22 protein-coding genes are annotated in these 23344 nt (G+C 63.8%); 18 read left to right on the top strand and 4 right to left on the bottom strand.

Annotated features, from left to right (window positions below):
* The first annotated feature begins 56 nt into the window (after positions 1 to 56).
* The 8 genes from V6766_RS20025 to V6766_RS19990 all read left to right on the top strand — a co-directional run bounded on the left by V6766_RS20025 (position 57) and on the right by V6766_RS19990 (position 9707).
* Positions 57 to 1616: a sugar ABC transporter ATP-binding protein gene (locus tag V6766_RS20025; RefSeq protein ID WP_448469477.1), complete on the top strand. Its 1560-nt coding sequence runs from the start codon at positions 57 to 59 to the stop codon at positions 1614 to 1616.
* Positions 1613 to 3670, top strand: a complete 2058-nt coding sequence (locus V6766_RS20020; protein ID WP_448469475.1) for an ABC transporter permease — start codon at positions 1613 to 1615, stop codon at positions 3668 to 3670. Before V6766_RS20025 ends, V6766_RS20020 begins: the two co-directional genes overlap by 4 nt.
* Positions 3671 to 3681: 11 nt before the next feature.
* Complete coding sequence (locus V6766_RS20015) at positions 3682 to 4479, top strand: SDR family oxidoreductase (RefSeq protein WP_448469473.1); 798 nt, start codon at positions 3682 to 3684, stop codon at positions 4477 to 4479.
* Complete coding sequence (locus V6766_RS20010) at positions 4476 to 5417, top strand: 3-hydroxyacyl-CoA dehydrogenase (RefSeq protein WP_448469471.1); 942 nt, start codon at positions 4476 to 4478, stop codon at positions 5415 to 5417. The genes V6766_RS20015 and V6766_RS20010 overlap by 4 nt, the downstream gene beginning before the upstream one ends.
* Positions 5418 to 5420: 3 nt before the next feature.
* Entirely contained in the window at positions 5421 to 6347 is a 927-nt protein-coding gene (locus V6766_RS20005; RefSeq protein ID WP_448469469.1) for a 3-keto-5-aminohexanoate cleavage protein, read from the top strand.
* Between the two features lie 17 nt (positions 6348 to 6364).
* A complete protein-coding gene (locus V6766_RS20000) occupies positions 6365 to 7243 on the top strand; it encodes an SMP-30/gluconolactonase/LRE family protein (protein WP_448469467.1) in 879 nt (292 codons plus the stop codon).
* 460 nt (positions 7244 to 7703) lie between these two features.
* Positions 7704 to 8174 carry an NUDIX hydrolase gene (locus V6766_RS19995; RefSeq protein ID WP_448469465.1) on the top strand — a complete coding sequence of 157 codons (471 nt, stop codon included), beginning with the start codon at positions 7704 to 7706 and terminating at the stop codon, positions 8172 to 8174.
* A gap of 54 nt (positions 8175 to 8228) precedes the next feature.
* Positions 8229 to 9707, top strand: a complete 1479-nt coding sequence (locus V6766_RS19990) for an inorganic phosphate transporter (protein ID WP_448469463.1) — start codon at positions 8229 to 8231, stop codon at positions 9705 to 9707.
* A 260-nt stretch (positions 9708 to 9967) separates the two neighbouring features.
* On the opposite strand, the gene V6766_RS19985 is transcribed toward V6766_RS19990, so the two are convergent.
* A complete protein-coding gene (locus V6766_RS19985; RefSeq protein WP_448469461.1) occupies positions 9968 to 11170 on the bottom strand; it encodes an MFS transporter in 1203 nt (400 codons plus the stop codon).
* 190 nt (positions 11171 to 11360) lie between these two features.
* On the opposite strand from V6766_RS19985, the gene V6766_RS19980 reads away from it, so the two are divergent.
* The gene (locus V6766_RS19980; protein ID WP_448469459.1) at positions 11361 to 12269 is read left to right on the top strand and encodes a LysR family transcriptional regulator; all 909 of its coding nucleotides are present in this window, start codon (positions 11361 to 11363) and stop codon (positions 12267 to 12269) included.
* A gap of 58 nt (positions 12270 to 12327) precedes the next feature.
* On the opposite strand, the gene V6766_RS19975 is transcribed toward V6766_RS19980, so the two are convergent.
* From V6766_RS19975 to V6766_RS19965, 3 genes are read right to left on the bottom strand one after another with little or no spacing between them, the layout of a single operon-like run.
* Complete coding sequence (locus V6766_RS19975; RefSeq protein WP_448469457.1) at positions 12328 to 12915, bottom strand: ABC transporter substrate-binding protein; 588 nt, start codon at positions 12913 to 12915, stop codon at positions 12328 to 12330.
* Positions 12909 to 13106: a hypothetical protein gene (locus V6766_RS19970; RefSeq protein ID WP_448469455.1), complete on the bottom strand. Its 198-nt coding sequence runs from the start codon at positions 13104 to 13106 to the stop codon at positions 12909 to 12911. The genes V6766_RS19975 and V6766_RS19970 overlap by 7 nt, the downstream gene beginning before the upstream one ends.
* Positions 13107 to 13128: 22 nt before the next feature.
* The gene (locus tag V6766_RS19965) at positions 13129 to 14052 is read right to left on the bottom strand and encodes a LysR substrate-binding domain-containing protein (RefSeq protein ID WP_448469453.1); all 924 of its coding nucleotides are present in this window, start codon (positions 14050 to 14052) and stop codon (positions 13129 to 13131) included.
* A 146-nt stretch (positions 14053 to 14198) separates the two neighbouring features.
* Here V6766_RS19965 and V6766_RS19960 point away from each other — a divergent pair, with 146 nt between their 5' ends.
* From V6766_RS19960 to V6766_RS19920, 9 genes are all read left to right on the top strand, one after another.
* The gene (locus tag V6766_RS19960) at positions 14199 to 15806 is read left to right on the top strand and encodes an ABC transporter substrate-binding protein (protein WP_448469451.1); all 1608 of its coding nucleotides are present in this window, start codon (positions 14199 to 14201) and stop codon (positions 15804 to 15806) included.
* A complete protein-coding gene (locus V6766_RS19955) occupies positions 15803 to 16906 on the top strand; it encodes an NAD(P)/FAD-dependent oxidoreductase (protein WP_448469449.1) in 1104 nt (367 codons plus the stop codon). The genes V6766_RS19960 and V6766_RS19955 overlap by 4 nt, the downstream gene beginning before the upstream one ends.
* A 31-nt stretch (positions 16907 to 16937) precedes the next feature.
* On the top strand, positions 16938 to 17288 hold the full coding sequence (locus tag V6766_RS19950) for a RidA family protein (protein ID WP_448469447.1): 351 nt from the start codon (positions 16938 to 16940) through the stop codon (positions 17286 to 17288).
* 63 nt (positions 17289 to 17351) lie between these two features.
* Positions 17352 to 18359 (top strand): ABC transporter permease subunit, encoded by a 1008-nt coding sequence (locus tag V6766_RS19945; protein ID WP_448469445.1) that lies wholly within the window; start codon positions 17352 to 17354, stop codon positions 18357 to 18359.
* Entirely contained in the window at positions 18352 to 19266 is a 915-nt protein-coding gene (locus V6766_RS19940) for an ABC transporter permease subunit (protein ID WP_448469443.1), read from the top strand. Before V6766_RS19945 ends, V6766_RS19940 begins: the two co-directional genes overlap by 8 nt.
* Positions 19267 to 19268: 2 nt before the next feature.
* Positions 19269 to 20087: an ATP-binding cassette domain-containing protein gene (locus V6766_RS19935; protein WP_448469441.1), complete on the top strand. Its 819-nt coding sequence runs from the start codon at positions 19269 to 19271 to the stop codon at positions 20085 to 20087.
* Positions 20087 to 20971, top strand: a complete 885-nt coding sequence (locus V6766_RS19930) for an ATP-binding cassette domain-containing protein (protein WP_448469439.1) — start codon at positions 20087 to 20089, stop codon at positions 20969 to 20971. Before V6766_RS19935 ends, V6766_RS19930 begins: the two co-directional genes overlap by 1 nt.
* Positions 20961 to 22067 (top strand): alpha-hydroxy acid oxidase, encoded by a 1107-nt coding sequence (locus tag V6766_RS19925; RefSeq protein ID WP_448469437.1) that lies wholly within the window; start codon positions 20961 to 20963, stop codon positions 22065 to 22067. The genes V6766_RS19930 and V6766_RS19925 overlap by 11 nt, the downstream gene beginning before the upstream one ends.
* Positions 22064 to 23149, top strand: coding sequence for an NAD(P)/FAD-dependent oxidoreductase (locus V6766_RS19920; protein ID WP_448469435.1), 1086 nt, complete (start codon positions 22064 to 22066; stop codon positions 23147 to 23149). Before V6766_RS19925 ends, V6766_RS19920 begins: the two co-directional genes overlap by 4 nt.
* Positions 23150 to 23344: the final 195 nt, after the last annotated feature.

Genomic DNA, 23344 nt, shown 5'->3' with positions numbered 1-23344 from the left:
CCCCGATCCGGCGGCAGTTTGCCGCCGGACCCCTTCACAGCATTCTCGAGGACGCCATGTCATCCGCACCCGCTGTCGCGGTCTCCGGCCTGACCAAGGCCTACGGGCCGACCGTTGCCAATGACCAAGTCGAATTTTCCGTTGCCAAGGGCCACGTTCATGCGTTGCTGGGCGAAAACGGCGCGGGCAAGTCGACCACGATGAAGCTGCTGTCGGGCCTCGTGCGGCCTGACGCCGGCAGCATCCGCATCGACGGGCGGGAGGTCGCGTTGCGCTCGCCGCGCGACGCCCATGCGGCGGGCGTGCAGACCGCCTTCCAGGAACTGACCCTGGTGCCCGACCTGACGGTGCTCGATAACATGCTTCTGCCGCGCGCGCCCTGGACGCCGCTCGGCACGCTGAACCGCGGCCGAACTCGCCGCGCCGTATCGGATCATTTTGAAGCACTCGGTCTTTCTATTGACCTTGATGCGCATGCCAGCGAACTGACCCTCGCTGTGCGCCAGAAAATCGAGATCGCCCGGACACTCTATCGCAAGCCGCAGATCCTGTTGCTGGACGAACCGACCTCGGCCCTGTCGGGCAGCGACGTCGACTGGCTGGGGCGCATCATCGCCGATGCGGCGGCGCGAGGGATCACGGTGCTGTTCATCTCGCACCGCCTGCCCGAGGTTCGGGCTTTTTGCGACACGCTCACCATCCTGCGCAATGGCCACTCGGTGCATTCGGCGAAGGTCGCCGATGTCACAGATGCCGAAGTGGTCGAGTTGATCATTGGACGTTCGGTCGAAAACGCCTTCCCGCCGCCGCGGGCCCCGCGCGACAGGCAGGGCGAAACGCCGGTCCTGGCGACGCGCGGCCTGTCGGCCGGGCCAAAGCTCAAGGAGGCAGATATCGCGCTTCACCAAGGCGAGATCCTCGGCATCGCCGGGCTGCAGGGCATGGGCCAGGAAGCGCTGTTCTCTGCTCTTTTTGGACAGGAACACCTAAATGCGGGTCATGTGGAACTGGATGGCGCTCCCCTGCACCTGCGCTCGCCCGCCGACGCGATGCACCCGTCCGTCGCCATCGGGCTCGTGCCCGAGGAACGCAAGACACAGGGCCTATTTCTCAAGCTTTCCGGACGGCAGAACGCCAGCCTGCCGGTGCTGGACCGCTTCCGTCGCGGCCCGCTGCTGGATGATGCAGCCGAGGCGCGCGCCGCCGCCGGCGCCTTTGCCGCCGTCGAGGTCGACGGACGCGCGCATTACCTGTCCGCCGGCGCGTTTTCGGGCGGCAACCAGCAAAAGATCGTGCTGGCGAAATGGCTGGTGGCACAAAGCCGCATCCTGCTGCTCTTCGACCCCACGCGCGGCATCGATGTCGGCACCAAGGAACAGCTTTACGCGCTTCTGCGCGCCTATTCCGAGGCAGGCGGCTCCGTTCTGCTGCATTCGACCGAGATCCCCGAACTGGTGCACCTCTGCGACCGGGTCGGCGTGCTTTACGAGGGCCGCGTGAGTCTTTGGCTCGAAGGCGACGGCCTGACCGAGAAGGCCATTATGGAAGCAACGCTCGGGGGCAGCGATCCGCTGCATGCCGATATGCACCGCCCCCGTAAGGAGATCCCGGCATGACCGATCATCCCGTTGACTCTGTCCGGCATACCACTCGGTGGCCGGGCCTGCGCAGCCTGAAACGCAGCCAGGCGGTCATCGTCGCGGCCCTGGTGTTTGCCGGGCTCATGATGCTGAACAGCTTTCTCAGTCCCTACCCGCTGAGCTATTTCGACATTTCCTTTCTGGCAAGCGGCGGGGCCACCACCGCCATTGCCGCCGCCGGGCAAACGCTGGTGATCCTTTCCGGCGGCTTCGACCTTTCTGCAGGCGCCGTGGTGTCGCTGGTCAACGCGGTGCTTGCGACCTCGATGGATCCAACCAACGCCGCGGCATCCGTGCCGCTTTGGACGGCCATCGGCATTGCGATCGGCATGGGCGTCGGCGCGGTGAACGGTTTTTTCGTCGCGTTCATGCGGCTCCAGCCGATCGTGGTGACGCTGGCGGTCATGTTCATCGTTCAGGGCGTGACCCTTCTGGTGATGGCAATGCCCGGCGGCTTCATTGCACCTTCCCTGGCAACCGTCTATCTCGGTGACACGCTGCCGGGCCTGTTGCCCGCGCCGTTGACGCTGCTTGGCATTCTGATCCTGCTATGGCTCTGGCTCAAGCGCACAGCCTTCGGCGTGACGCTTTATGCGGTGGGCAGTGATCCCGAGGCCGCCCGCGCGACAGGCCTTCATACCCGCGCAGTGATTTTCTTTACATACATGCTTGCAGGCGGGCTCTACGGTCTGGCCGGCGTGTTTGTCAGCGCCCAGACCGGCAGCGGTGATCCGCTGGTCGGCAACGCGCTGCTACTGCCGACCTTTGCCGCCGTCGTCATTGGCGGAACCCGGCTCGGCGGCGGCAAGGGCGGCATTCCCGGCACGATTCTCGGGGCCTATATCCTGATGATCGTGGTGAACCTGCTGCTGTCGCTCAACGTCTCGGCCTATTACGCCACCATCGCCGAAAGCGCCGTATTATTGATCGCGGTTCTGGCGGGTTCGATGAGCAAGGACAGCCCGCTATCGCAGCGCTTGCGTGAGCTGAAGGACGCGCTCGCCGCACGCCGTAGGGGCTGGCTGGTGTCGCAACGGCCAAAGGCGGATCGCAGGCTCGCCTTCACGCAGCCTGCAGACGCCGCACTCAAGCTGAGCTTCTTGCAACGCCACGGCGCGACGCTGCGGCATGCTCTCCCCGCCTGGATCTGCCTCGTCCTGGTACTAATCGCGACGCATCTGGTTCTCGGAGGCGTGTTCACCGGATGGCGCTACTGGGACTCGCTGCTGGTGCTTTCAAGTTTCCTCGCCATTCTGGCACTGGGACAGGGCGCTGTGATCCTGACCGGCGGCCTCGATCTGTCGCTGCCCTGGTGCATCGCGCTGTCGGGCGTGTTGATGACCGGGCTTGTCGGCGGTCAGGACGCAGGTCTTCTGGTCGCGCTGCCGGTGGTCTTTGCCGTGGCGGCGCTGATCGGGCTGGCGAACGGACTCGGCGTGGTGGCGCTCGGGCTTTCGCCGATTGTGGTGACGCTGGCGATGAACGGCATTCTGCAGGGCGCGGCGCTGATCTGGTCCGGCGGCACGCCGGCGGGCTTCGCCCCGCCCGCGCTGCGCTGGCTGATGACCGGGAAGATCCTTGGCGTGACCCCGGTTATCCTGTTCATGATCGCCTTTGCCGCGCTGGCGATCCTGCTTCTGGGACGTACTGTCTTCGGTCGCCACGTTTATGCCGTCGGCAATAGTGCGCTCGCCGCGCGTCTGTCGGGCGTGCGAAGCGGGCGGGTGATCGTCTCGGTCTACATATTGTCGGCGCTTTGCGCTGCGCTGGTCGGCATATTGCTTGCAGGCTTTTCCGGACAGGCGAGCCTGGGCATGGGCGACGACTATCTGCTGCCCTCCATCGCCGTCGTGGTGGTCGGCGGCGCGCTGATCACCGGCGGACGCGGGCACTACGCAGGCATGCTGGGCGGCGCGCTGCTGCTCACAGCGATGCAGACGCTGCTTGCGGGCACTGCGCTACCCTTTGCCTTCCGATCCGTGTTCTTCGGCCTCGTCATCCTGATGGCCGTTATCGCCCTGCGCGAATGAAGGAGATTGCCATGAACGACACCCCCCGCATGATTTTGCCCGGCCTTGCCGGAAAACGCATCGCGATCAGCGCAGGCGCAGGCGGAATCGGCCTCTGTATCGCCCGCGAGCTCGCCCGCCAGGGTGCCCGACTGGCGATCTGTGACGTGGATCCAGCGGCGCTGGAGGCTGCCGCCGCGGCGTTGGGCGCAGAGGTCGCAATGCTGGCCGACGTCTCGGATGAGGACCAGGTCGCGGCATTCTTCAAGGCCATAGAGACCGACATGGGCGGGCTCGATGCGCTGGTGAACAATGCCGGGATCGCCGGCCCGACCGGCGGCGTTGACGCGATATCGACGGACGACTGGCGGCGCTGCATCGACATCTGCCTGACCGGACAGTTCCTCTGCACCCATTATGCCGTGCCGATGCTGCGCGCGGCGGGCGGTGGGGCCATTGTCAATATGTCCTCCTCCGCAGGCAGGTTCGGCTACGCCTTCCGCACCCCCTATGCCTCGGCCAAATGGGGCGTCGTGGGCTTCACCCAGAGCATTGCCAAGGAGCTGGGGCCGGACAATATCCGGGCCAATGCAATCCTGCCCGGCATCGTCGCAGGGCCGCGCATCGAAAAGGTGATCGCCGCCCGTGCCGAGCAGACCGGCATCAGCCACGAGGCGATGACCGAGCGCTACCTGTCCAACGTCTCGCTACGGCGAATGACCCCGCCGGAGGATGTCGCCGACATGGCCGCCTTCCTGATCGCCGATACCGGGCGCAACCTGTCGGGGCAGAGCTTTCCCGTCGACGGCAATGTGGAGACGCTGTCATGACCACCCCCGTCGCCTGCGTCGGCACCGGCCTGATCGGCCGCGCCTGGTCCATCGTCTTCGCCCGCGCGGGCCACGAGGTGCGGCTCTGGGACGAGAATGCCGAAGCGCCGCACGCCGCGCGCGCCTTTGCTGCGGAGATGCTGCCCGAGCTGGAACGGCTCGGCCTCATCGATTGTGCCCCCGAGGAGGCGCTCGCCCGCATCCGCCCCGTCGTCACGCTTGAAGAGGCGCTGGAGGGGGCGGAACACGTGCAGGAAAGCACGTTTGAGGAGATCGGCGTGAAGCGCGCCATCTTCGCGCGGCTCGACGCGATCGCCGGGCCGGAAACCGTGCTCGCCTCGTCGTCCTCCGCTTTGCTGCCGTCGGCGATCTCCGAGGGGCTTGCGGGGCGTCACCGCGTCATGGTCAACCACCCGATCAACCCCGCCTATCTGGTGCCGGCGGCGGAGCTGGTGCCCGCGCCATGGACCGATCCGACGCTGGTCGAGCGCACGGCGACCATGCTGCGCGACGCCGGGATGCGCCCCATCGTCATGCAAAAGGAGATCGATGGCTTCGTCATGAACCGGATGCAGGGGGCTCTGTTACATGAGGCCTTCCGGCTGGTTGCCGACGGCTACGCCAGCGCGGAGGACATTGACATCGGCATCCGCGAGGGACTTGCCCTGCGCTGGTCGTTCATCGGCCCGTTCGAGACCATCGACCTCAACGCGCCCGAGGGCGTGCGGCAATATGTCGAACGCTATGCCGGCATTTATGACGGCCTTTCCGGACAGCGTCCCGCCGACTGGCGCGGCGCGGTGCTGGACCGCATCGAGGCAGAACGGCGCGCCGCGCTCCCCACAGAAAACATCGCCGACCGGCAAGCCTGGCGTGATCGGCGGCTCATGGCCCTTGCCGCCCACAAACGGCGCGCCGCAGACGAAATCGGAGACTGAAACATGCCTGACAAAGTGATCATTACCTGCGCCGTGACCGGCGCCATCCACACCCCGACGATGTCGGAATACCTGCCGATCACCCCCGACGAGATTGCCGAGGCAGCCATCGGCGCTGCCGAGGCCGGGGCGGCGATCCTGCACCTGCATGCGCGCGACCCGAAGACCGGCAAGCCCGATCAGTCGCCGGAAGCCTTCGCGCCCTTCCTCGGACGCATCAAGCAGTCGACCAACGCGGTGGTGAACATCACCACCGGCGGCTCGCCCTATATGACCGTGGACGAGCGCACCAAACCGGCGGCCAAATGGTCGCCCGAGGTCGCCTCGCTCAACATGGGATCGATGAATTTCGGCTTTTTCCCGCTGTTGGCGAAATACAAGGAGTTCAAACATGAATGGGAACGTGAACATCTGGAAGGCTCGCGCGATCTTGTGTTCCGCAACTCGTTCAAGGATATCGAATATGTGCTGGAGACCTGCTACGGCAACGGCACCCGCTTCGAGTTCGAATGCTATGATATCTCGCATCTCTACAACCTCGCCCATTTCGCCGATCGCGGGCTGGTCAAGCCGCCCTTCTTCGTGCAGTCGGTCTTCGGGCTTCTGGGCGGCATCGGCACCCACCCGGAGGACGTGATGCACATGAAACGGACCGCCGACCGGCTGTTCGGCAGTGAGTTCCGCTGGTCGGTGCTGGGTGCTGGCAAGGACCAGTTCCGCATCGCCGCCCAGGCGGTGAGCATGGGCGGGAACATCCGCGTCGGGCTCGAGGACAGCATCTGGATTGCGCGCGGCAAGCTGGCGGAGAGCAATGCCCAGCAGGTCGCCAAGGCGCGCGCCCTTGTCGAGGGGCTGGGGCTCCAGATCGCCACGCCGGACGAGGCCCGCGCGATGCTGGCGCTAAAGGGCGGCGACGCGGTGAATTTCTGACAGGGAGGAAGACGGTTATGAAGATCGACATTTTGCTGGACGTGAAGACCACGCTGGGCGAAGGTCCGGTCTGGGACGTGGAAAGCCAGCGGCTCTATTTCATCGATTCGATGGATGGACGGGTGTTTCGTTGCACCGCCGAAGGAACCGAGTTGCGCGCGTGGGACGTGCCGGGCAAGATCGGATCCTTGGCGCTGCGCAAGGACGGTTCCGGCGCCATCGTGTCGCTGGACAAGGGCTTCCATCTGCTGGATTTCGAAAGCGGCGACTGCCAGTTGCTGCACGACCCCGAACCGGGAATGGATACAACTCGTCTCAATGACGGCAAATGCGACCGCAGGGGACGGTTTTTCGCCGGCTCCATGGATATGATGGAGGAAGGCCCGAAAGGCGCGCTCTACCGGGTCGACCCGGACCTCAGCGTCACCAAGATCGATGACGGCATCATCTGCTCGAACGGCCCCTGCTTCTCTCCCGACAACGGGACCTTCTATTTCACCGACACCTGGACCGGCGAGGTCTGGGCGTATGACTACGACATCGAGACCGGCGCGGTTTCGAACCGTCGGACCTTTACCAGGGTCGACACCGCGAACGGCGGCGCGGCGGATGGGGCAACCGTCGACGCCGAGGGCTATTACTGGCTGGCGCTGGTCTATGACGGGCGGCTCTGCCGCTATGCGCCGGACGGCACGCTCGACCGCGAGATCGCAATGCCGGTGAAGAAGGTAACCAGCGTACAGTTCGGCGGGCCGAACCTCGATGTGCTCTATGTCACCTCGATGGCCAAGCCGCCGCTGCCGCGCTTTCCCGGCGACGGCGTTCTGCGCGGAAGCCTGTTCGCGATCACGGGGCTGGGGATAAAGGGCCTACCCGAACCGCGCTTCGGCGGTTGACGGGCGCCAACAACGCGTAATGCAGCACATGGCGATCTCTAGTTGGAGGCCGGAACAAGAGCAGTTCAAAAGATCGCTGCTTGATCATTACCGACACGCATTCCTCCCAAAAATCCGCATAACGTGAATCGTTTTACGAAAGACGCGGTCCAGAATCAGCCGTTCACGAGACTGTAACGTGCTTCAAAACTCTCGCGCGTCGCCAAACGGGAGCTCTTCTCTGTCTAACGAACAGACGCCTGCAGATGCGGCGCGACTTCCTCGGCGACGGCATCACCCTTCGGATCCGGCACGGATGCCATGGGCACCAGGCTATTGCCGAGCGAAACGATTGCATGCCGGCAAGCGAGGAAGCGCGTTGCAAGGTCAGATAAGATGGGACTTTTGCCCCACTAACCTTGTGATCGGGCGAACATTTTTATAAGCAGCGGGATATTGACCGCTCCCGAACGGTGTCCCGATGTTCTCAAAGGTCTGGCATAGCTATCTCGCCCCTCTTCTCGGCCGGCCTGCACATGTGCAGATCGCCGCGCTGTGCTATCGACAGGGAAATGCCGGACCGGAGGTCCTGCTCATCACCTCGCGCACGACCAGGCGCTGGATCATCCCGAAGGGATGGCCGGTGGCAGGCACGGATGGAACGGGCACGGCCCTGGAAGAGGCGTGGGAAGAGGCCGGGGTTCATCGCGGCGCCGAAGCAAGGCGCATCGGACGCTATCGCTACAAAAAGATCGTCGATGGAGGATTGCCGGTAACCACGGATGTGTATGTCTACGCGATCAAGGTGCTCGAGCTTGCCGACACATTTCCGGAAATGGGGGAGCGCGAGCGCAAATGGATGCACCACGACGATGCGGCACGGGTCGTGGAGGAGCCTCAGCTGAAGGCGATCCTGAAGGATCTCCCGGCTCTTCTCGAACAGGCGCGGTGACGTTGAGAGCCGAGCCACGAGCAGGCGGTTTTCAGGACTTCAAGGAAGATCATATTGACCGATGACGCCACCCGGCAGTGGAAAACGCTCGACAAGGACCTGAACCGTCTGTCGCGTCTGGAAGAAGCCTCCATGTACGCCTCGCGCCCCCTGGTGGGGGTCGGCGTCAGCCTTGTCTTCGTTTCCTTTGCAGCCGTGGCCGCTGCGATTTTCGCCGGCGGCGAACCGCAAAGCCTTGCCCTGGTCGTCGCCGCGGCATTCGGGGCCTATATGGCGCTCAATATCGGCGCGAATGACGTGGCGAACAATATGGGGCCGGCGGTGGGGGCGAAAGCCCTGTCTCTGCTGGGCGCGATTGCCATCGCCGCCGTTTTCGAAAGCGCCGGCGCGCTGCTGGCAGGCGGCGATGTGGTTGCCACGATTTCCAAGGGGATCATCGACCCCTCTGCGCTCTCCAACACGGCAGTGTTCGTGCGGGCGATGATGGCGGCGCTGCTGGCTGCATCGATCTGGGTCAATATTGCCACATGGATCGGCGCTCCGGTCTCGACCACGCACTCCGTGGTCGGTGGGGTGATGGGCGCTGGCATCGTTGCTGCAGGCCTTGGAACCGTCAACTGGACAACGATGGGCCAGATTGCCGCAAGTTGGGTGATCTCGCCGCTGCTCGGCGGCATTTTCGCCGCGGCGGTGCTCGCCTTCATCAAATGGCGGGTCATCTATGTCGACGACAAGATCGCCGCGGCCCGGACCTGGGTCCCGGTGCTGATCGGCGTGATGAGCGCGGCCTTCGCCACCTATCTTGCACTCAAGGGCCTGAAACATGTGCTGGCCATCGATCTCTCCACCGCGCTGCTGATCGGTGTAGTCGTGGGGGTAGCCTTCGGTCTGTTGTCCGTACCGCTTATCCGGCGCCAATCCGAAGGACTCGAAAACCGGAACCGGTCCCTGAAATCACTGTTCAACGCTCCGCTCGTGGTCTCAGCGGCACTGCTTTCCTTCGCCCATGGCGCCAATGACGTTGCAAACGCTGTCGGACCGCTTGCGGCGATCGCCTATGTGCATCAGTCCTCCAGCGTGGCGGGCGAGGTATCGATACCGCTCTGGGTCATGCTGATCGGCGCGCTCGGCATTTCCTTCGGCCTTGTGCTCTTCGGGCCCAAGCTGATCGGCATGGTCGGCAGCCAGATCACCAAGCTCAACCCGATGCGCGCCTATTGCGTGGCGCTGTCGGCTGCGGTTACCGTCATTGCCGCATCCTGGCTGGGACTGCCGGTGAGTTCCACGCATATCGCGGTCGGCGGGGTCTTCGGTGTCGGTTTCTTCCGGGAGTGGTACACGGAACGACGCGCCCGTCGTTTGATGCGGGAACGCCCACCCGATCGCAGGCTGCCCGGGCAGGAACGCGCCCGCCGCAAACTCGTTCGTCGCTCCCACTTCATGACGATCATCGCAGCCTGGGTGATCACAGTGCCCGCAGCAGCGCTTCTGTCCGCCGCATGTTTCCTGCTACTGCGCGCAATCGGGTTTTAGTGAGGCCACGCGGCCGGATTGCGGCTGCTGAAGGATGACTTCAACATGGCGTTCGAGCAGAAGCCGGACTCGAATGACAGGTGTGAGGTCAACGTCAAGCGCATCTGGTAGCGCCGCGCCGCCAGTCCTGGTGGTGAACAATCATGATCTCAGTGTGGCCCGTTTTTCTGTCTCGTCCTTGCTTCCCTTGCATCACTACGATCAGTCACATTCCTCACCCATCTTCTCAACCGAGTTTGCCATAAAGGCAGGGAAAACAGCTAGGTCGAAAGGGTTCCCACGGGAAACCCGTGGCCTCGCGCAGCGAAGGCCAGCCCCCAGGCGATTGCGATCAGCACAAGCAGGCTCGGGGCAAGGCTCGCTGCCCCGAAACGCTCGAGCAGGAGCCCTCCTGCCAACCCTCCGCCGGCAATAGCCGCATTCCACATGGTCACGAGCATGGATTGCGCCAGATCCGCCGCAGGGCCGGCCGCATTGGCGTTGGCGGTCTGGAACAGTGTTGCGCATCCGCCGAATGCAAGCCCCCAGGTCGCGCTCGCCGCATAGATCGCCAAGGGCGCATCGCGCCAGAGCCAGAACAGGCTCGCCGCAAGCGCGAATAACACGATACTGAAGAGCGTCAGCGCGCGGAGATGCGTGTCAATCCATACGCCCACCGCCCAAATGCTGACCAGCGACGCCATCCCGAAGACGAGCAGAACAACATCGGTCCGTTCAACCATCCCGACACCGGCAAGGAACGGCGCGATATAGGTGTAAAGGATGTTGTGGGCGAGAACGAAAGTCAGAACGACGCCGAGCACCGGACGGATTCCGGGAAGCTTCAGGATATCAAGCAGGGTTCGGCGCTGTCCTGCCGGTTCACCGGCGAAATCGGGGACTTTGGCCAGCACCCAGACAATCAGGATCACCGTCAGAACACTGATCAGGCCGAAACATGCGCGCCAGCCCAAGATCGAGCCGAGGAAGGTACCTGCGGGCACGCCGAGCGACAAGGCAAGCGGTGTTCCCGCCATGGCAATCGCTATTGCACGCCCCTTCAAATGCGTCGGCCCCATGCGCGCGGCGTATCCCGCGGCCAATGCCCAGAGCAGCCCCGCCGCCACGCCTGCCACGAAGCGCGCAAGCAGGGTAAGCGCATAGCTGGAGGAGAGGGCCGTGACGGAGTTCGCAAGCAGAAAGCCCAGAATGGCCGTCAGGAGAAGCGGACGGCGGCGCAGACCCTGCGTCACGGTTGTCAACGGGATCGCGGCCACCAGGGAGCCGACCGCATAAAAGGTAACGAGTTGGCCTGCCGCGGCCTCCGAGACGCCGAGCCCCTGCCCGATGGAGGGCAGAAGGCCCGCCGGCATGGCTTCGGTCAGGATCGTGATGAAGGCTGCCATGGACAGCGCCAGCAGGCCCGCCCAGGGCAGCGCGGGCCTCGCATCGCACGCGCCTGTTGAAGTTTCGGCCTCATGCATGGTTTTTCTCCGACCTGTGGGACGGGTGCGTGCGGGCAGGCGGGTGGTTTTCTGACAGAAATCGGTGGCGGACTGTGCAGATCATCGTGTTTCCTTTTTCGATTGAAAGCTCCCGGAAAACCTGACGGCATTTCAATTCCGGAAAAACAGGCTTCAATTTGGATGACTTCGGACTAATATGTCCGGCATCATGATGAATCCGACAGACAGCCTTGGCGCCCTGAACGTATTCGTCCAGGCGGCGGAAACCCGCAGTTTCACCGTCGCGGGGCGGCAGCTCGGCGTGTCGTCCTCGGCGATTGGCAAGGCCGTGGCGCGGCTTGAGGACCGTCTGGGGGTCAGGTTGTTCCACCGCTCGACGCGCGCGATCGCGCTGACGCCGGAGGGACACATGTTCCTTGAAAGGTGCCGTCGTGTACTGAGCGAAATGGAAGCCGCGGAGCTCGAACTTTCCGAGACACGCGCCCATCCTGCCGGGCGACTGCGGGTCAGCCTGCCTATGGTCGGCATGCTGATGATGCCAACGCTCTCGGCCTTCATGGAGGCCTGGCCGGCGATCGAACTCGACCTCGATTTCAGCGATCGCCTGGTCGACGTTATCGAGGAAGGGTTCGATGCCGTAATCCGCTCGGGCGAGCCGGCGGACTCCCGGCTGATGACGCGCCGCCTTGGCAGTTGCGGCTTTCGGCTCATCGGTTCCCCGGCCTATTTCAGGCAGCACGGCACGCCTATGCGCGTGGCGGAATTGAGCCGGCATCGCTGCCTGCATCATCGTTTTCCCAGCACCGGCAAGCTCGAGGAATGGCGCCTCATCGACGCGGATGGCGATGCCCGCCTTGATCTGCCTTGCGCTGCTGTCTCCAGCGCCATCGAGCCCCTGCTGTACATGGCCGAAAACGGACGGGGGCTTGCCTGCCTGCCGGAATTTGCCGTACGCGCCCATTGCGCTGACGGAAGGCTTCTTTCCGTGCTGGAGGATGCCGTCAAAAATACGGTGGAATTCCGCATCCTATGGCCTTCAAACCGCTACCTGTCGCCGAAACTTCGGGTCTTCATCGATTTCCTGACGAATAACCTGTTCGTCAACAAGACGGCCTGATTCGCCGCACAGAATTTCCGGGCCGGGGCGCGGTCACTGACGATGAAATGTTCGCCGGTTACATGATCTGGCGAATGGGGTCAGATTTCGTGTGCCGCGATGAGGGCGCCGGAGATGCTCGCGATGCTTTCCTTGCTCTGCATGGATCGATCGCGGATGCGCTTGTAGGCTTCCGTTTCGGAAATCGATCGGCTTTGCGCAAGGATCCGAACCGCCTTTTCGATTTTCCGGCGGGCCTTGAGGGTCTCGTCCAGTGACGACAATCTGGAAGCAACCCTGATTGGCAATCGGCCCCTCGCCCGCCCGCCGGCGATACGACGACCTGCTGGTTGCCGGAGCCGTAATTCGTCGAGACCACGCCGATGCTATCCTTCAGTCCGGCTGCGGCGAATTTTTCGAGAAAACCGGTCTGGCTTGCGCCGACAGGCAGCGCCACCACGAAGTCGGACTTCGCTGCCTGGATCTTTTGAATGGTCGGCGCATAGTCGGTCACAATCAGCGCGAGAATGTCCTCGCCAGCCACTTCCGCGCCAAGCCGTTTCGCATATTCGCGAACCCAATGCGCGGAAATAGTCCCGAAATTGTAGTCCGGCGCCATGATGAAGATCTTCTTGCCGTATGTCTCGACGGCCCAGTTGATCAGCACGGAAAGCTGCTGCGAGGCGGAACGAAGGTCTGCTTGTCGCAGGCGCCGCCCTCATAGAGGGAGGGATAGAAATAGGGGATGTCGGCCTTGCGAATTATCGGACGGATCGCCTCGCGCGATGAGCTGGTCAGACCGGCGAGAAGCGCGTAGGGCCGGTCCTCCTCCGCGTCCTTGCCGCAGTCGAGGTCCAACGCGGGCGGTACTGTTGGAACGCTAGACCTCGGCTGCGACGCTGGTTTCGGAACCGTCCACGTCGTAACCTTGCAGTTCAGATCGCAGCACCTCGACGATCCGCTCCGTTGCAAGCGACGGCGGGCGCAGGGCCGGCAGCAGGACCCAGACGCTCATGGTGGTCAGCGGAACGATGGGACGGCGGACGAGCTTGTCTTCGCCATAGCCAAGACCCACGAAGGGCGGAACGATTGATACGCCAGCGCCGCCGGCGACGAAATCGCAGATTGTTTCCGACATCGGCACCTCCACCACGGCGCGTTTCTGGACGCCGCGGAGCTGAAACGCGCGGTCGATGGTCATGATCGAACAATCATCGCGCATCAACCCAATGAAGGGCTCGTTCCTGAGATCCTCGACGCGGATCAGGCGCTGGCCCGCCAGCCGGTGATTTGCCGGCAGGACGCAGACCATGGCGAACCGCATCACCAGTTCCGAACGGACATTCGGGTGTTCGAACGGCTGGACCGACAGGCCTATGTCGATCTGCTGCCCTTCCACGAGTTCGGCGACGCGGGGGCTCGGCTGGCTCGAGATCGCGATATGCATCTTGGTCTGTCGGGCCATCATCGGGCCCAGCGCCAGGGCTAGGAAGCGCGCCGAAAAAGCCGACGGCGCGGCGATCGTCACTTCGCCCCATTCCCGGTCACGCACCGCATGGGCGAGTTTCTGGATCCGGTCGGTTCCGGAAAAAAGCCGTGACACTTCCGAGGCTAGCAGTTGCGCATCCGATGTCGGAAGCATGCGCCCGCCGCTGCGCGTGAACAGCCGGAACCCACAACTGTCGCCGAAGGCTTTCAGCAGCTTGCTCACCGCGGGCTGCGAAATTCCCAGCCGCTCGCCCGCAAGCGTGACCGAGCCGGTTTCCATCACGGCATGAAATGCCTCGAGCTGACGGATGTTCATGTGGAATTCCCTGAATACTATGAGTTCTGGTTATATTGGTCGGATAATTACTGATTTGACAATCATACCGACTTTGCCCTCTCCTACCAATATCAAAAAAACGGCCGGGCAAATGACAAGCACGCGCCGAACGAGAAGGGAACGACATGAGCAAGCTGAAATATCTTTGCGGCGCAGCGATGCTGGCGCTGGCGCCTGCCGCCCATGCGGGCGTTCTGACCGTGTGCATCGAAGGCGCGCCGGAAACCTTCAATCCGGAACTGACCAGCAACGGCACGACCGCCTATGTGCTCGGCCAGATTTACGACGGCCTGGTTTCGGTCGAGCGCGGCGGATCGCAAATCGAACCGGCATTGGCCGAAAGCTGGGATATCTCCGACGACGGCAAGACCTATACCTTCCATCTGCGCCACGACGTTGCCTGGCAGTCGAACGACAGCTTCACGCCCACACGCCCGATGAACGCCGATGACGTGATCTTCACCTTCGACCGGATGATGAACCCGGACAACCCGTATCATCAGGTTTCCGGCGGCACCTATGTGACCTTCAACGCGAAGCTTGCCGACAACATTGATTCCATCGAGAAGATCGACGACCACACCGTCGCCTTCAAGTTGAAGGAGCCGCTAGCCGCCTTCCTCGGCACGATGGCGCATGGCTCGATCGTCATCACCTCGGCCGAATATGCCGATGCCATGATGGACGCCGGCACGCCCGAGCGGTTCGACCTTGATCCGATCGGAACCGGCCCCTTCGAACTGCAGGCCTACCAGACGGATGCGGTGGTGCGGCTGCTGCCCTTCGCCGATACCTGGGGCGCGGCTCTCGGCGACGACGAGCGCACGCCGATGGTCGATGCCGTCGTCATGGCGATTTCGGCGGATGCCACCGTGCGCCTGCAGCGGGCGGAAGCGGGCGAGTGCCTGATCAGCCTCTACCCGAACCTCGCCGACCGCGCGCAGATCGAGAAGGCCGAGAATATCGATGCCGTACAGACGCCGGTTGCTTCGACCGGCATGCTGCACTTCAACTTCCGCGATGACAGGCTGAACAAACGGGAGGTCCGTCAGGCGCTCGCCGAGGCGATCGACATGGATAACCTCGTCGAGGTCGTCTACAGCGGCATGGGCCATGTGACCGGCGCCGTCGTACCGCCGGCGATGTGGGGCTCCGCCACGGATATCGGCCCTTGGCCCTATGATCCGGAACATGCGAGGAAGCTTCTGGCGGACGCCGGATATCCGGATGGCTTCGAAGTTGATCTCTGGGCCGTGCCGGTATCGCGCCCCTACATGCCGAACGGCCGCCGCGCAGCCGAGATGATCCAGGCGGACTGGGCGGAGATCGGCGTCGAGGCCAATATCATGACCTATGAATGGGCCGAATACATTCAGCGCGCCCGCAATGGCGAAGCCGAGGTGGGCATGTTTGGCGGGATTTACGATTTCCCGGACCCGAGCCAGATCCCCAACAACTACCTGACCTGCAATGCCGAAGGCACGCCGGCGCCCTCGAATATCGGCGCATGGTGCGATGATGATTTCAACGCGGTCATGAAGAAAGCCGGCGCGATCTCCGATCAGGACGAACGCATTGCGCTCTATCACGAAGCCCAGCAGATCGTTCATGACGAAGTGCCGGTCATCGTTCTCGGCGGCGCCGACACGATCACGGCGGTCAACAAGAAGGTCCATGGTTATGTGCCGGCGATTTTCGGTTCATCCCGCCTTTCCGGAGTAACCGTGGAATGAAAGTAACCGTTATTGGCGCCGGTATTCTCGGCGCCAGCACCGCCTACCATCTGGCCCTTGCCGGCCATGATGTCACCATCGTCGACCAGGAGCATCAGGGCAAGGCGACGCTTGCGGGGGCGGGCATCGTCTGCCCCTGGGCCACCAAGGCCGATGAGCCCGAATGGTACAGGATGTATGCCGCCGGCGCCCGCTACTACGATGAGCTCGTTTCCGGGCTTGCGGACAGGGGCGAGACGGATGTCGGCTACCGCAAGGTCGGTGCGCTGGTGACGGCGGAGGATCCCGCCGAATACGCCGCCGCCGGCGAGCGCCTCGCGCAGCGCACGGCCGATGCGCCGGAATCCGGCGGTTTCGAAGAAATCACGCCGGCGCAGGCCCAGACGCACTTTCCGCCGATCAACAAGGCCTACAAGGCGTTCTACGTTCCGGGAGGCGCGCGGGTGAATGCCCGCCAGCTTGCCCCGGCCATGGTGCGGGCTGCCGTCAAGCTCGGCGCGACCTTCATCAGCGATCTGGCGACGCTGAAGCTTGAGGGCGGCCGCGCGGTCGTTCTCGACGGACGCGGCCAGCCGATACCGTCGGACCAGGTAATCGTAACGGCGGGCGCCTGGGCTTCGCAGATCCTCGCGCCGCTCGGCCTTGTCGATCCGGTAAAGCCGCAACGCGGGCAGATCCTGCATTTCGGCATGAAGGGGGTCGACACGTCGCAATGGTCGGTGCTGCTGCCGATGGCGAGCCATTACCTGCTCGCTTTCGACGACAGCCGGGTCGTGGTCGGCGCTACGCGCGAGGACGGCAAGGGATTCGACTATCGCGTGACCTGCGAGGGTCAGCACGAGGTGCTGACTGCTGCGCTTCGCTACGCGCCGGGCCTTGTGGATGCGACGCTCATCGAAACACGGATCGGCTTTCGTCCGGCGCCGCCGGAGTTCCGGCCGATCCTCGGACCGGTTCCGGGCATCGATGGGCTTGTCCTCGGCAACGGCCTGGGCGCCGCCGGACTGACGATCGGTCCCTTTGCCGGCCGACAGCTGGCGCGCATCGCCACGGGGCAGGCGGCGGAAGTGCCGCTTGAGCCCTACCATCCCGCCGCCTGACCGAGGCGGCGGCAACTTCCAAGGAAAAACAATGATCAAACGCCTGAACTCCCGTCCCCACCTGCATGGCGGGGTCGTCCACAATGGTGTGCTCTACGCATCCGGCCATGCCGCCACCGATCTGAGCCTCGACATGAAGGGCCAGACCGCAGAAATCTGCGCCAAGCTCGATGATCTGCTCGCCCAGGCCGGAAGCGACAAGTCCCGGCTGCTGCATGCCCGGGTCTACCTGTCCGACATGTCCGGCAAGGCCGCGATGACCGAAGCCTGGACGGAATGGCTCAACGCCGCCGATCTGCCCTCGCGCGCCGCGATCGGCGTCGCCGATCTTGGCGATCCGCGACGTCTCGTCGAGATCGTGATCACGGCGGCGGTCGACTGACCTCACCGCTGGGGTTTCCGGGTGGCGGGGTTCCGCCATCCGGTTCTTTGAAAGGATCGTCTCGTGCTCCGCTATCTCGTTGGAAAGCTTCTGGTGCTGATACCGACCTTGTTCGGCATCACCATCGTCGCCTTCGGTTTTGTCCGGGTGCTGCCCGGCGATCCGATCATGCTGATGGCCGGCGAGCGCGGCATGACGCCGGAGCGCCATGCCGAACTGATGAGACAGTTCGGCTTCGACCGACCAATCTGGCAGCAATATCTCTCCTATCTCAACGACCTCCTGCACGGCGATCTCGGCACGTCGCTTGTAACCCACAGGCCGGTGTCCGGCGATTTCCTGACCTTCTTTCCCGCGACGATGGAACTGGGGCTTTGCGCCATGTTCCTCGCGATCATCATCGGTCTGCCGCTCGGCGTTTTCGCCGCCGTCAAACGCGGCAGCTGGTTCGAACAGGTTTCCATGACCTCCGCTTTGATCGGCTATTCCATGCCGATCTTCTGGTGGGGTCTTCTGATGATCATCCTGTTTTCCGGCACGCTGGGGTGGACCCCGGTTTCCGGCCGTATCGGGCTTCAATACTATTTTCCCCAGCCGACCGGGTTCATGTTGATCGACAGCCTGCTTTCCGGTCAGGCCGGCGCTTTCCGTTCAGCGGTTTCGCACCTGATCCTGCCGACGATCGTGCTCGCCACGATCCCGATGGCGGTGATCGCGCGGCAGTCGCGTTCGGCCATGCTCGAGGTGTTGAGCGAAGACTATGTGCGCACCGCCCGCGCCAAGGGCCTGGGACCGGCGCTGATCGTCGGCCGCCATGCCCTGCGCAACGCGCTGATCCCGGTGGTCACGGTCATCGGACTTCAGGTGGGTTCGCTGATGGCGGGCGCCATCCTGACCGAGACGATCTTCTCCTGGCCCGGCATCGGCAAATGGATGGTCGATTCCATTTCCAAGCGGGATTACCCGGTGGTCCAGGGCGGTCTGCTCGTCATTGCCGTCGTGGTCATGGTCGTGAACCTGATCGTCGATCTTCTCTATGCCGTCATCAATCCGAGGATCCGTCATGGCTGAACCGCTTGCTCCGATCAGGTCGGATACCGCCGACGTAGGCGCCGGCCGCGCCGCATTCCGGGCCTTCTGGCGCGATTTCCGCCGCAATCGCGGGGCTCTGATCGGCCTCGCCGTTATTCTTTTCCTCGTCGTCGTGGCGGTTCTGGCCCCGCTGCTTGCGCCCTATGACCCGACACATCAGTTTCGCGATCACCGGCTCCTGCCGCCGTTCTGGCAGGCGGGCGGGCGGCTGGCGTTTCCGCTCGGGACGGATGCTGTCGGACGCGACATGCTCTCCCGCCTGATCTTCGGCGCGCGCTATTCGCTGCTGATCGGCGCCATGGTGGTGACCATTGCGCTTGTCGGCGGCATCGTGATCGGGCTCGTGTCCGGCTATTTAGGCGGCTGGATCGATAGCACCATCATGCGGGTGATGGATATCATTCTCGCCTTTCCCTCGCTGTTGTTGGCGCTTGTTCTGGTCGCAATCCTGGGGCCAGGGCTCACCAATGCGATGATCGCCATCGCGCTCGTCCTGCAGCCGCATTTCGCGCGCCTTGCACGCGCCAGCGTGATGAACGAGAAGGCGCGGGAATATGTGACGGCGGACCGGATCGCGGGGGCCTCCGCCCTCAGGCTGATGTTCGGCACCATTCTGCCGAATTGTCTGGCGCCGCTGATTGTTCAGGCGACGCTGTCGTTCTCAACCGCCATTCTCGATGCCGCGGCCCTCGGTTTCCTCGGTCTCGGCGCCCAGCCGCCGACGCCGGAATGGGGCACCATGCTTGCCGAGGCGCGCGAATTCATCCTGCGCGCCTGGTGGGTGGTCACCTTTCCCGGGATCGCCATCCTTGTCACGGTCGTGGCGATCAACCTGTGCGGCGATGGCCTGCGCGACGCGCTCGACCCAAGATTAAAGAGGAGCTGAACATGGGCCACCTCCTGGAAATCCGCAACCTGACGGTCAGTTTCGAGACGGATGACGGACCGATGATGGCGGTCAATGGCATTGACGTGCATGTCGATGCCGGCGAGGTTCTGGCGATCGTCGGCGAAAGCGGATCGGGAAAATCCGTCGCCATGCTGGCGGTGATGGGCCTTCTGCCCGACACCGCGACCGTTGCTGCCGACGCGATGCTGTTTAACGGGATTGATCTTGCCGGCCTGTCGCCGCGCGAACGCAGGCGGATCATCGGCCGCGATATCGCAATGATCTTCCAGGAGCCTGTCGCCTCGCTCAACCCCGCCTATACCGTCGGGCTCCAGATCGGCGAGGTGCTGAAGAAGCATCAGGGCCTCGGCCGGGCCGAGCGTCGCGAGAAGACGCTGGAATTGCTGCGCGCCGTCGGCATGCCGGAACCTGAACAGAAAATCAGTGCCTTTCCCCACCAGATGTCGGGCGGCCAGTGTCAGCGGGTGATGATCGCCATGGCAATCGCCTGCCAGCCGAAGCTGCTGATCGCGGACGAACCAACGACGGCGCTCGACGTCACCATCCAGAAACAGATCCTCGACCTGCTGATCGATCTCCAGGAGCGTAGCGGCATGGCCCTGATCATCATCACCCACGACATGGGCGTGGTCGCCGAGACGGCCGAACGCGTCATCGTCCAGTATCAGGGGCGAAAGCGGGAAGAGACGGATGTGCTGTCGCTGTTCGTCTCCCCGCAGGACTCCTACACCAAGGCGCTGCTTTCGGCGCTGCCGGAGCGCAGCAGCGGCGGGCCGCTGACGGGAGTGGACTTCTGATGACCGGTAAGGAAACGCCTGTAATTCTCGAAGCTTTCGGCCTCGTGCGTGAATATCCCGGTCGCGCCCGGCTCCTGCGCAGGGCGGAGCCCGTCAGGGCGCTCAAGGGAGTTGACCTGAAGCTGAGAAAAGGCAGCACGCTTTCCGTCGTGGGGGAGACCGGCTGCGGCAAGTCTACGCTCGGACGCATCCTGACGCTGATCGACCCGATGACCGAAGGCGAACTGATCGTCGACGGCGAGCAGGTGGATATCCGCCGCCATCACCTTTCGCCCGAACTCAGGCGCAAGGTCCGGATCGTCTTCCAGAACCCTTACGGATCGCTGAACCCGCGCAAGAAGATCGGTGACGCGCTTGGCCAAGAACTGCTGCTGAACACCGCGCTCGACGGCGCAGCGCGGCGTGAGCGGGTTGGCGACATGCTCGAGCGGGTCGGGCTCGCGCGTGACCATGCCGGACGTTACCCGCACATGTTTTCAGGCGGTCAACGTCAGCGTATCGCGATCGCCCGGGCGCTGATGGTCAATCCCAAAATCGTGATCCTTGACGAGCCGGTGAGCGCGCTCGACCTTTCGGTGCAGGCGAAAGTGCTGAACCTGCTTGCGGACCTGCAGCGCGAATTCGACCTTTCCTATGTCTTCATCAGTCACGATCTCGGCGTGGTCCGGCGTATATCGGACGAGGTGATGGTAATGAATGCCGGCGCGGTCGTGGAGCGCGGCGCGTGCGAGGCGATCTTCGCAAACCCGACCCACCCCTACACCCGACAACTGTTGGCCTCGACGCCTTCCACGGATCCCGACGCGATCCGCGCGCGCCTTGCCCGCCACGCCGAACGACGGTCGCGGGGCTTCCAACCGACAGGAGATGACCGTGACCGATAGAGACGAAGAGGTCCGCCGCGACGATCGCTATGCGACGCGGGAAAAATACGCCTCCCTCAGAGGCATTCATGCAGCCGCGCGGCACAACCTCTCGGATGCGGTCTGGAACTACATGCATTGCGGAACGGGCGACGAAGTGACGGCGCGGAGCAATGTCTCGGCCTTCGATGCCTATCTGTTCGACGCGCCGCTCTTTGCCGGCGTCGCCAACCCGGATACCCGCACAAACCTGTTCGGCCACGATCTCTCCTTTCCCGCCTTCACCGCGCCGTTCGGCGGCGGGGAGACGCTGTTTCATTCCGACGGCATGCTCGCCGTTGGCCGTGCGGCCCATGCCGCCGGCATTCGCCAGATGGTCCCGGTCGCGGCCGGGCATTCGCTGGAAGAGGTGCGCGCGGCATCGCCTGCGGCCGTCATCTTTCAGATGACGTTCTGCGGTGAGGAAAACCATGTCATCGACATGATGCACCGCGCGAAGGATGCCGGCTATGAACGCATCTGCGTGACCTACTCGCCGATCCGCCAGTGGCGGGAGCGGATGATGGAAGACCGGTTCTCGATGCCGGGGGCGGGCCAGCCCTCGAATTTCGGGCCCGGCAAGTCGGACCAGGCGATGCTGCGCGAACTCCTGGACTTCACAAAGCCGCGCTGGGACTGGGCAAAGGCGGCGCGCGTGATTGCCGAGGCGCCGCTGCCCTGCATCGTCAAGGGCGTTTCCAGCAAGGCCGATGCGCGCGCCGCGCTTTCGGCCGGTGCCGAGGGGCTCTACGTTTCGAATTACGGCGGCCGGACGATCGACCGCGAGCCGGCCTCGATCAACACGCTTGCCGAAGTTCGCGCCGAGGCCGGGCCCGATGTGCCGATCGTCTTCGACAGCGGCATCCGGCGCGGCAGCGACATTGCCACGGCACTCGCCCTTGGCGCCGATGCGGTCGCCCTTGGCCGAAGCTGCGCGCTGGGCCTTGCCGCAGACGGCGAGGCCGGCGTGAAACGGGTGCTCGATCTTCTGAAGGATGAGTTCTGGACGACGCTCGGTCATCTCGGCTGTTCGTCGGTGAGCGACCTTTCACCCGAAATCTTCCGGTCGCGACCATGAAGATCGCGGTCATCGGCGCCGGCGCAATCGGCGCGAACATCGCCTATCGGCTGAAGAAGCGCGGGGCCGATGTCATCCTGATCGACAAAGGCGTGCCAGGAGCGGGCACGAGCGGCGCCTCCTTCTCGTGGCTGTCCTCCTTCCCGCAACTGAGCTGGCCGGAGATGCCCGGCCGCCGGCAGTTGCGCCTCTCGGTGAATGCCCGTTTCGACCGGCTTGCAGAGGAACTGGGCGGTGACTGGCTGGACTGGTCGGGGACGCTGACGGTCGCAAGCGCCGTTCCCGATTTCGACACGGCGGTGGCGCTCAGCAGGGAAGCCGGAGCGCAGGTCGAGGTCCTTTCCTTGAGCGAAGTCAGCGATATAGAGCCGCAGCTCCACCTGCCGGAAGACGAGCGTGTCGCCTTCGAGCTACGTTCGGGCTGGGTCGACGCGCCGGCCATGATCGAGCAACTGATCCGCGTTTTCACTCTCAGCGGCGGTGAACTGCGGGTCGGCAGCGGCGTCGCGGCGATCGAGCATCGCGCCGAAGGCGTCAATGGCCTTATTCTTGAGGACGGATCGCGGATCGGCGCGGATATTGTCGTCAACGCTGCCGGTAGCCATGCGACCCACATCGCTGCCATGGCCGGGCTTGCCATGCCGCTCGAACTCGTGCCCGGCGTCATGGTTTATGCGGGGATCGGGCGCTCCGCCCTGCCACAGCGAGTGATCAATGGCGCAAACTGGCTCCTGCGGCCGGATCACGCCCATGGCACGGCCATCCACTGGCGCGGCGAGGGGCTGACGGCAACTCATGGCAAGAATGGAATTTCAGGAACTGATATGCTCGCCGATGTCGCCAGCACCGTTCCTTCACTCGAAGGACTTGAGCCGTCAGCCATGCGGGTCGGCATTCGCGCGATCCCGCCGGGCGGACCGGTCATCGGCTTCTTGCCGTGGCTTGCCGGGTTCTATTTCGCGGTTTCCCACGGCGGCATCGGCTGGGGACCGGTCTGGGCCGACCTCGCCGCGCGGGAGATGCTGGATGGCGCGGCGGCGTCGGAACTCGACGGGCTGCGGCCTTCGCGATTCTACTTTTGACACCGAACCGCCCGGACAGCCTTTTCCGTGGGGGAAGAGGCTTGCACTGTGCCCCGCTGCAGCAGGAATTGGCCTGGACAGTACTCTGGGCACAGCGGTCGATTTGCCTTTGAAACCGGGACTCGCGTCTTGAGCGTTTTAGAGGTGGCTCGGTTTGTCTGAACAGTTTCGGGCGTTTCGCTAAGTGGATTTCCG

It is taken from the genome of Martelella sp. AMO21009, assembly GCF_053484295.1.
The sequence above is the reverse complement of the archived record's forward strand: the minus strand, read 5'-3'. Positions and strand labels throughout refer to the sequence as shown.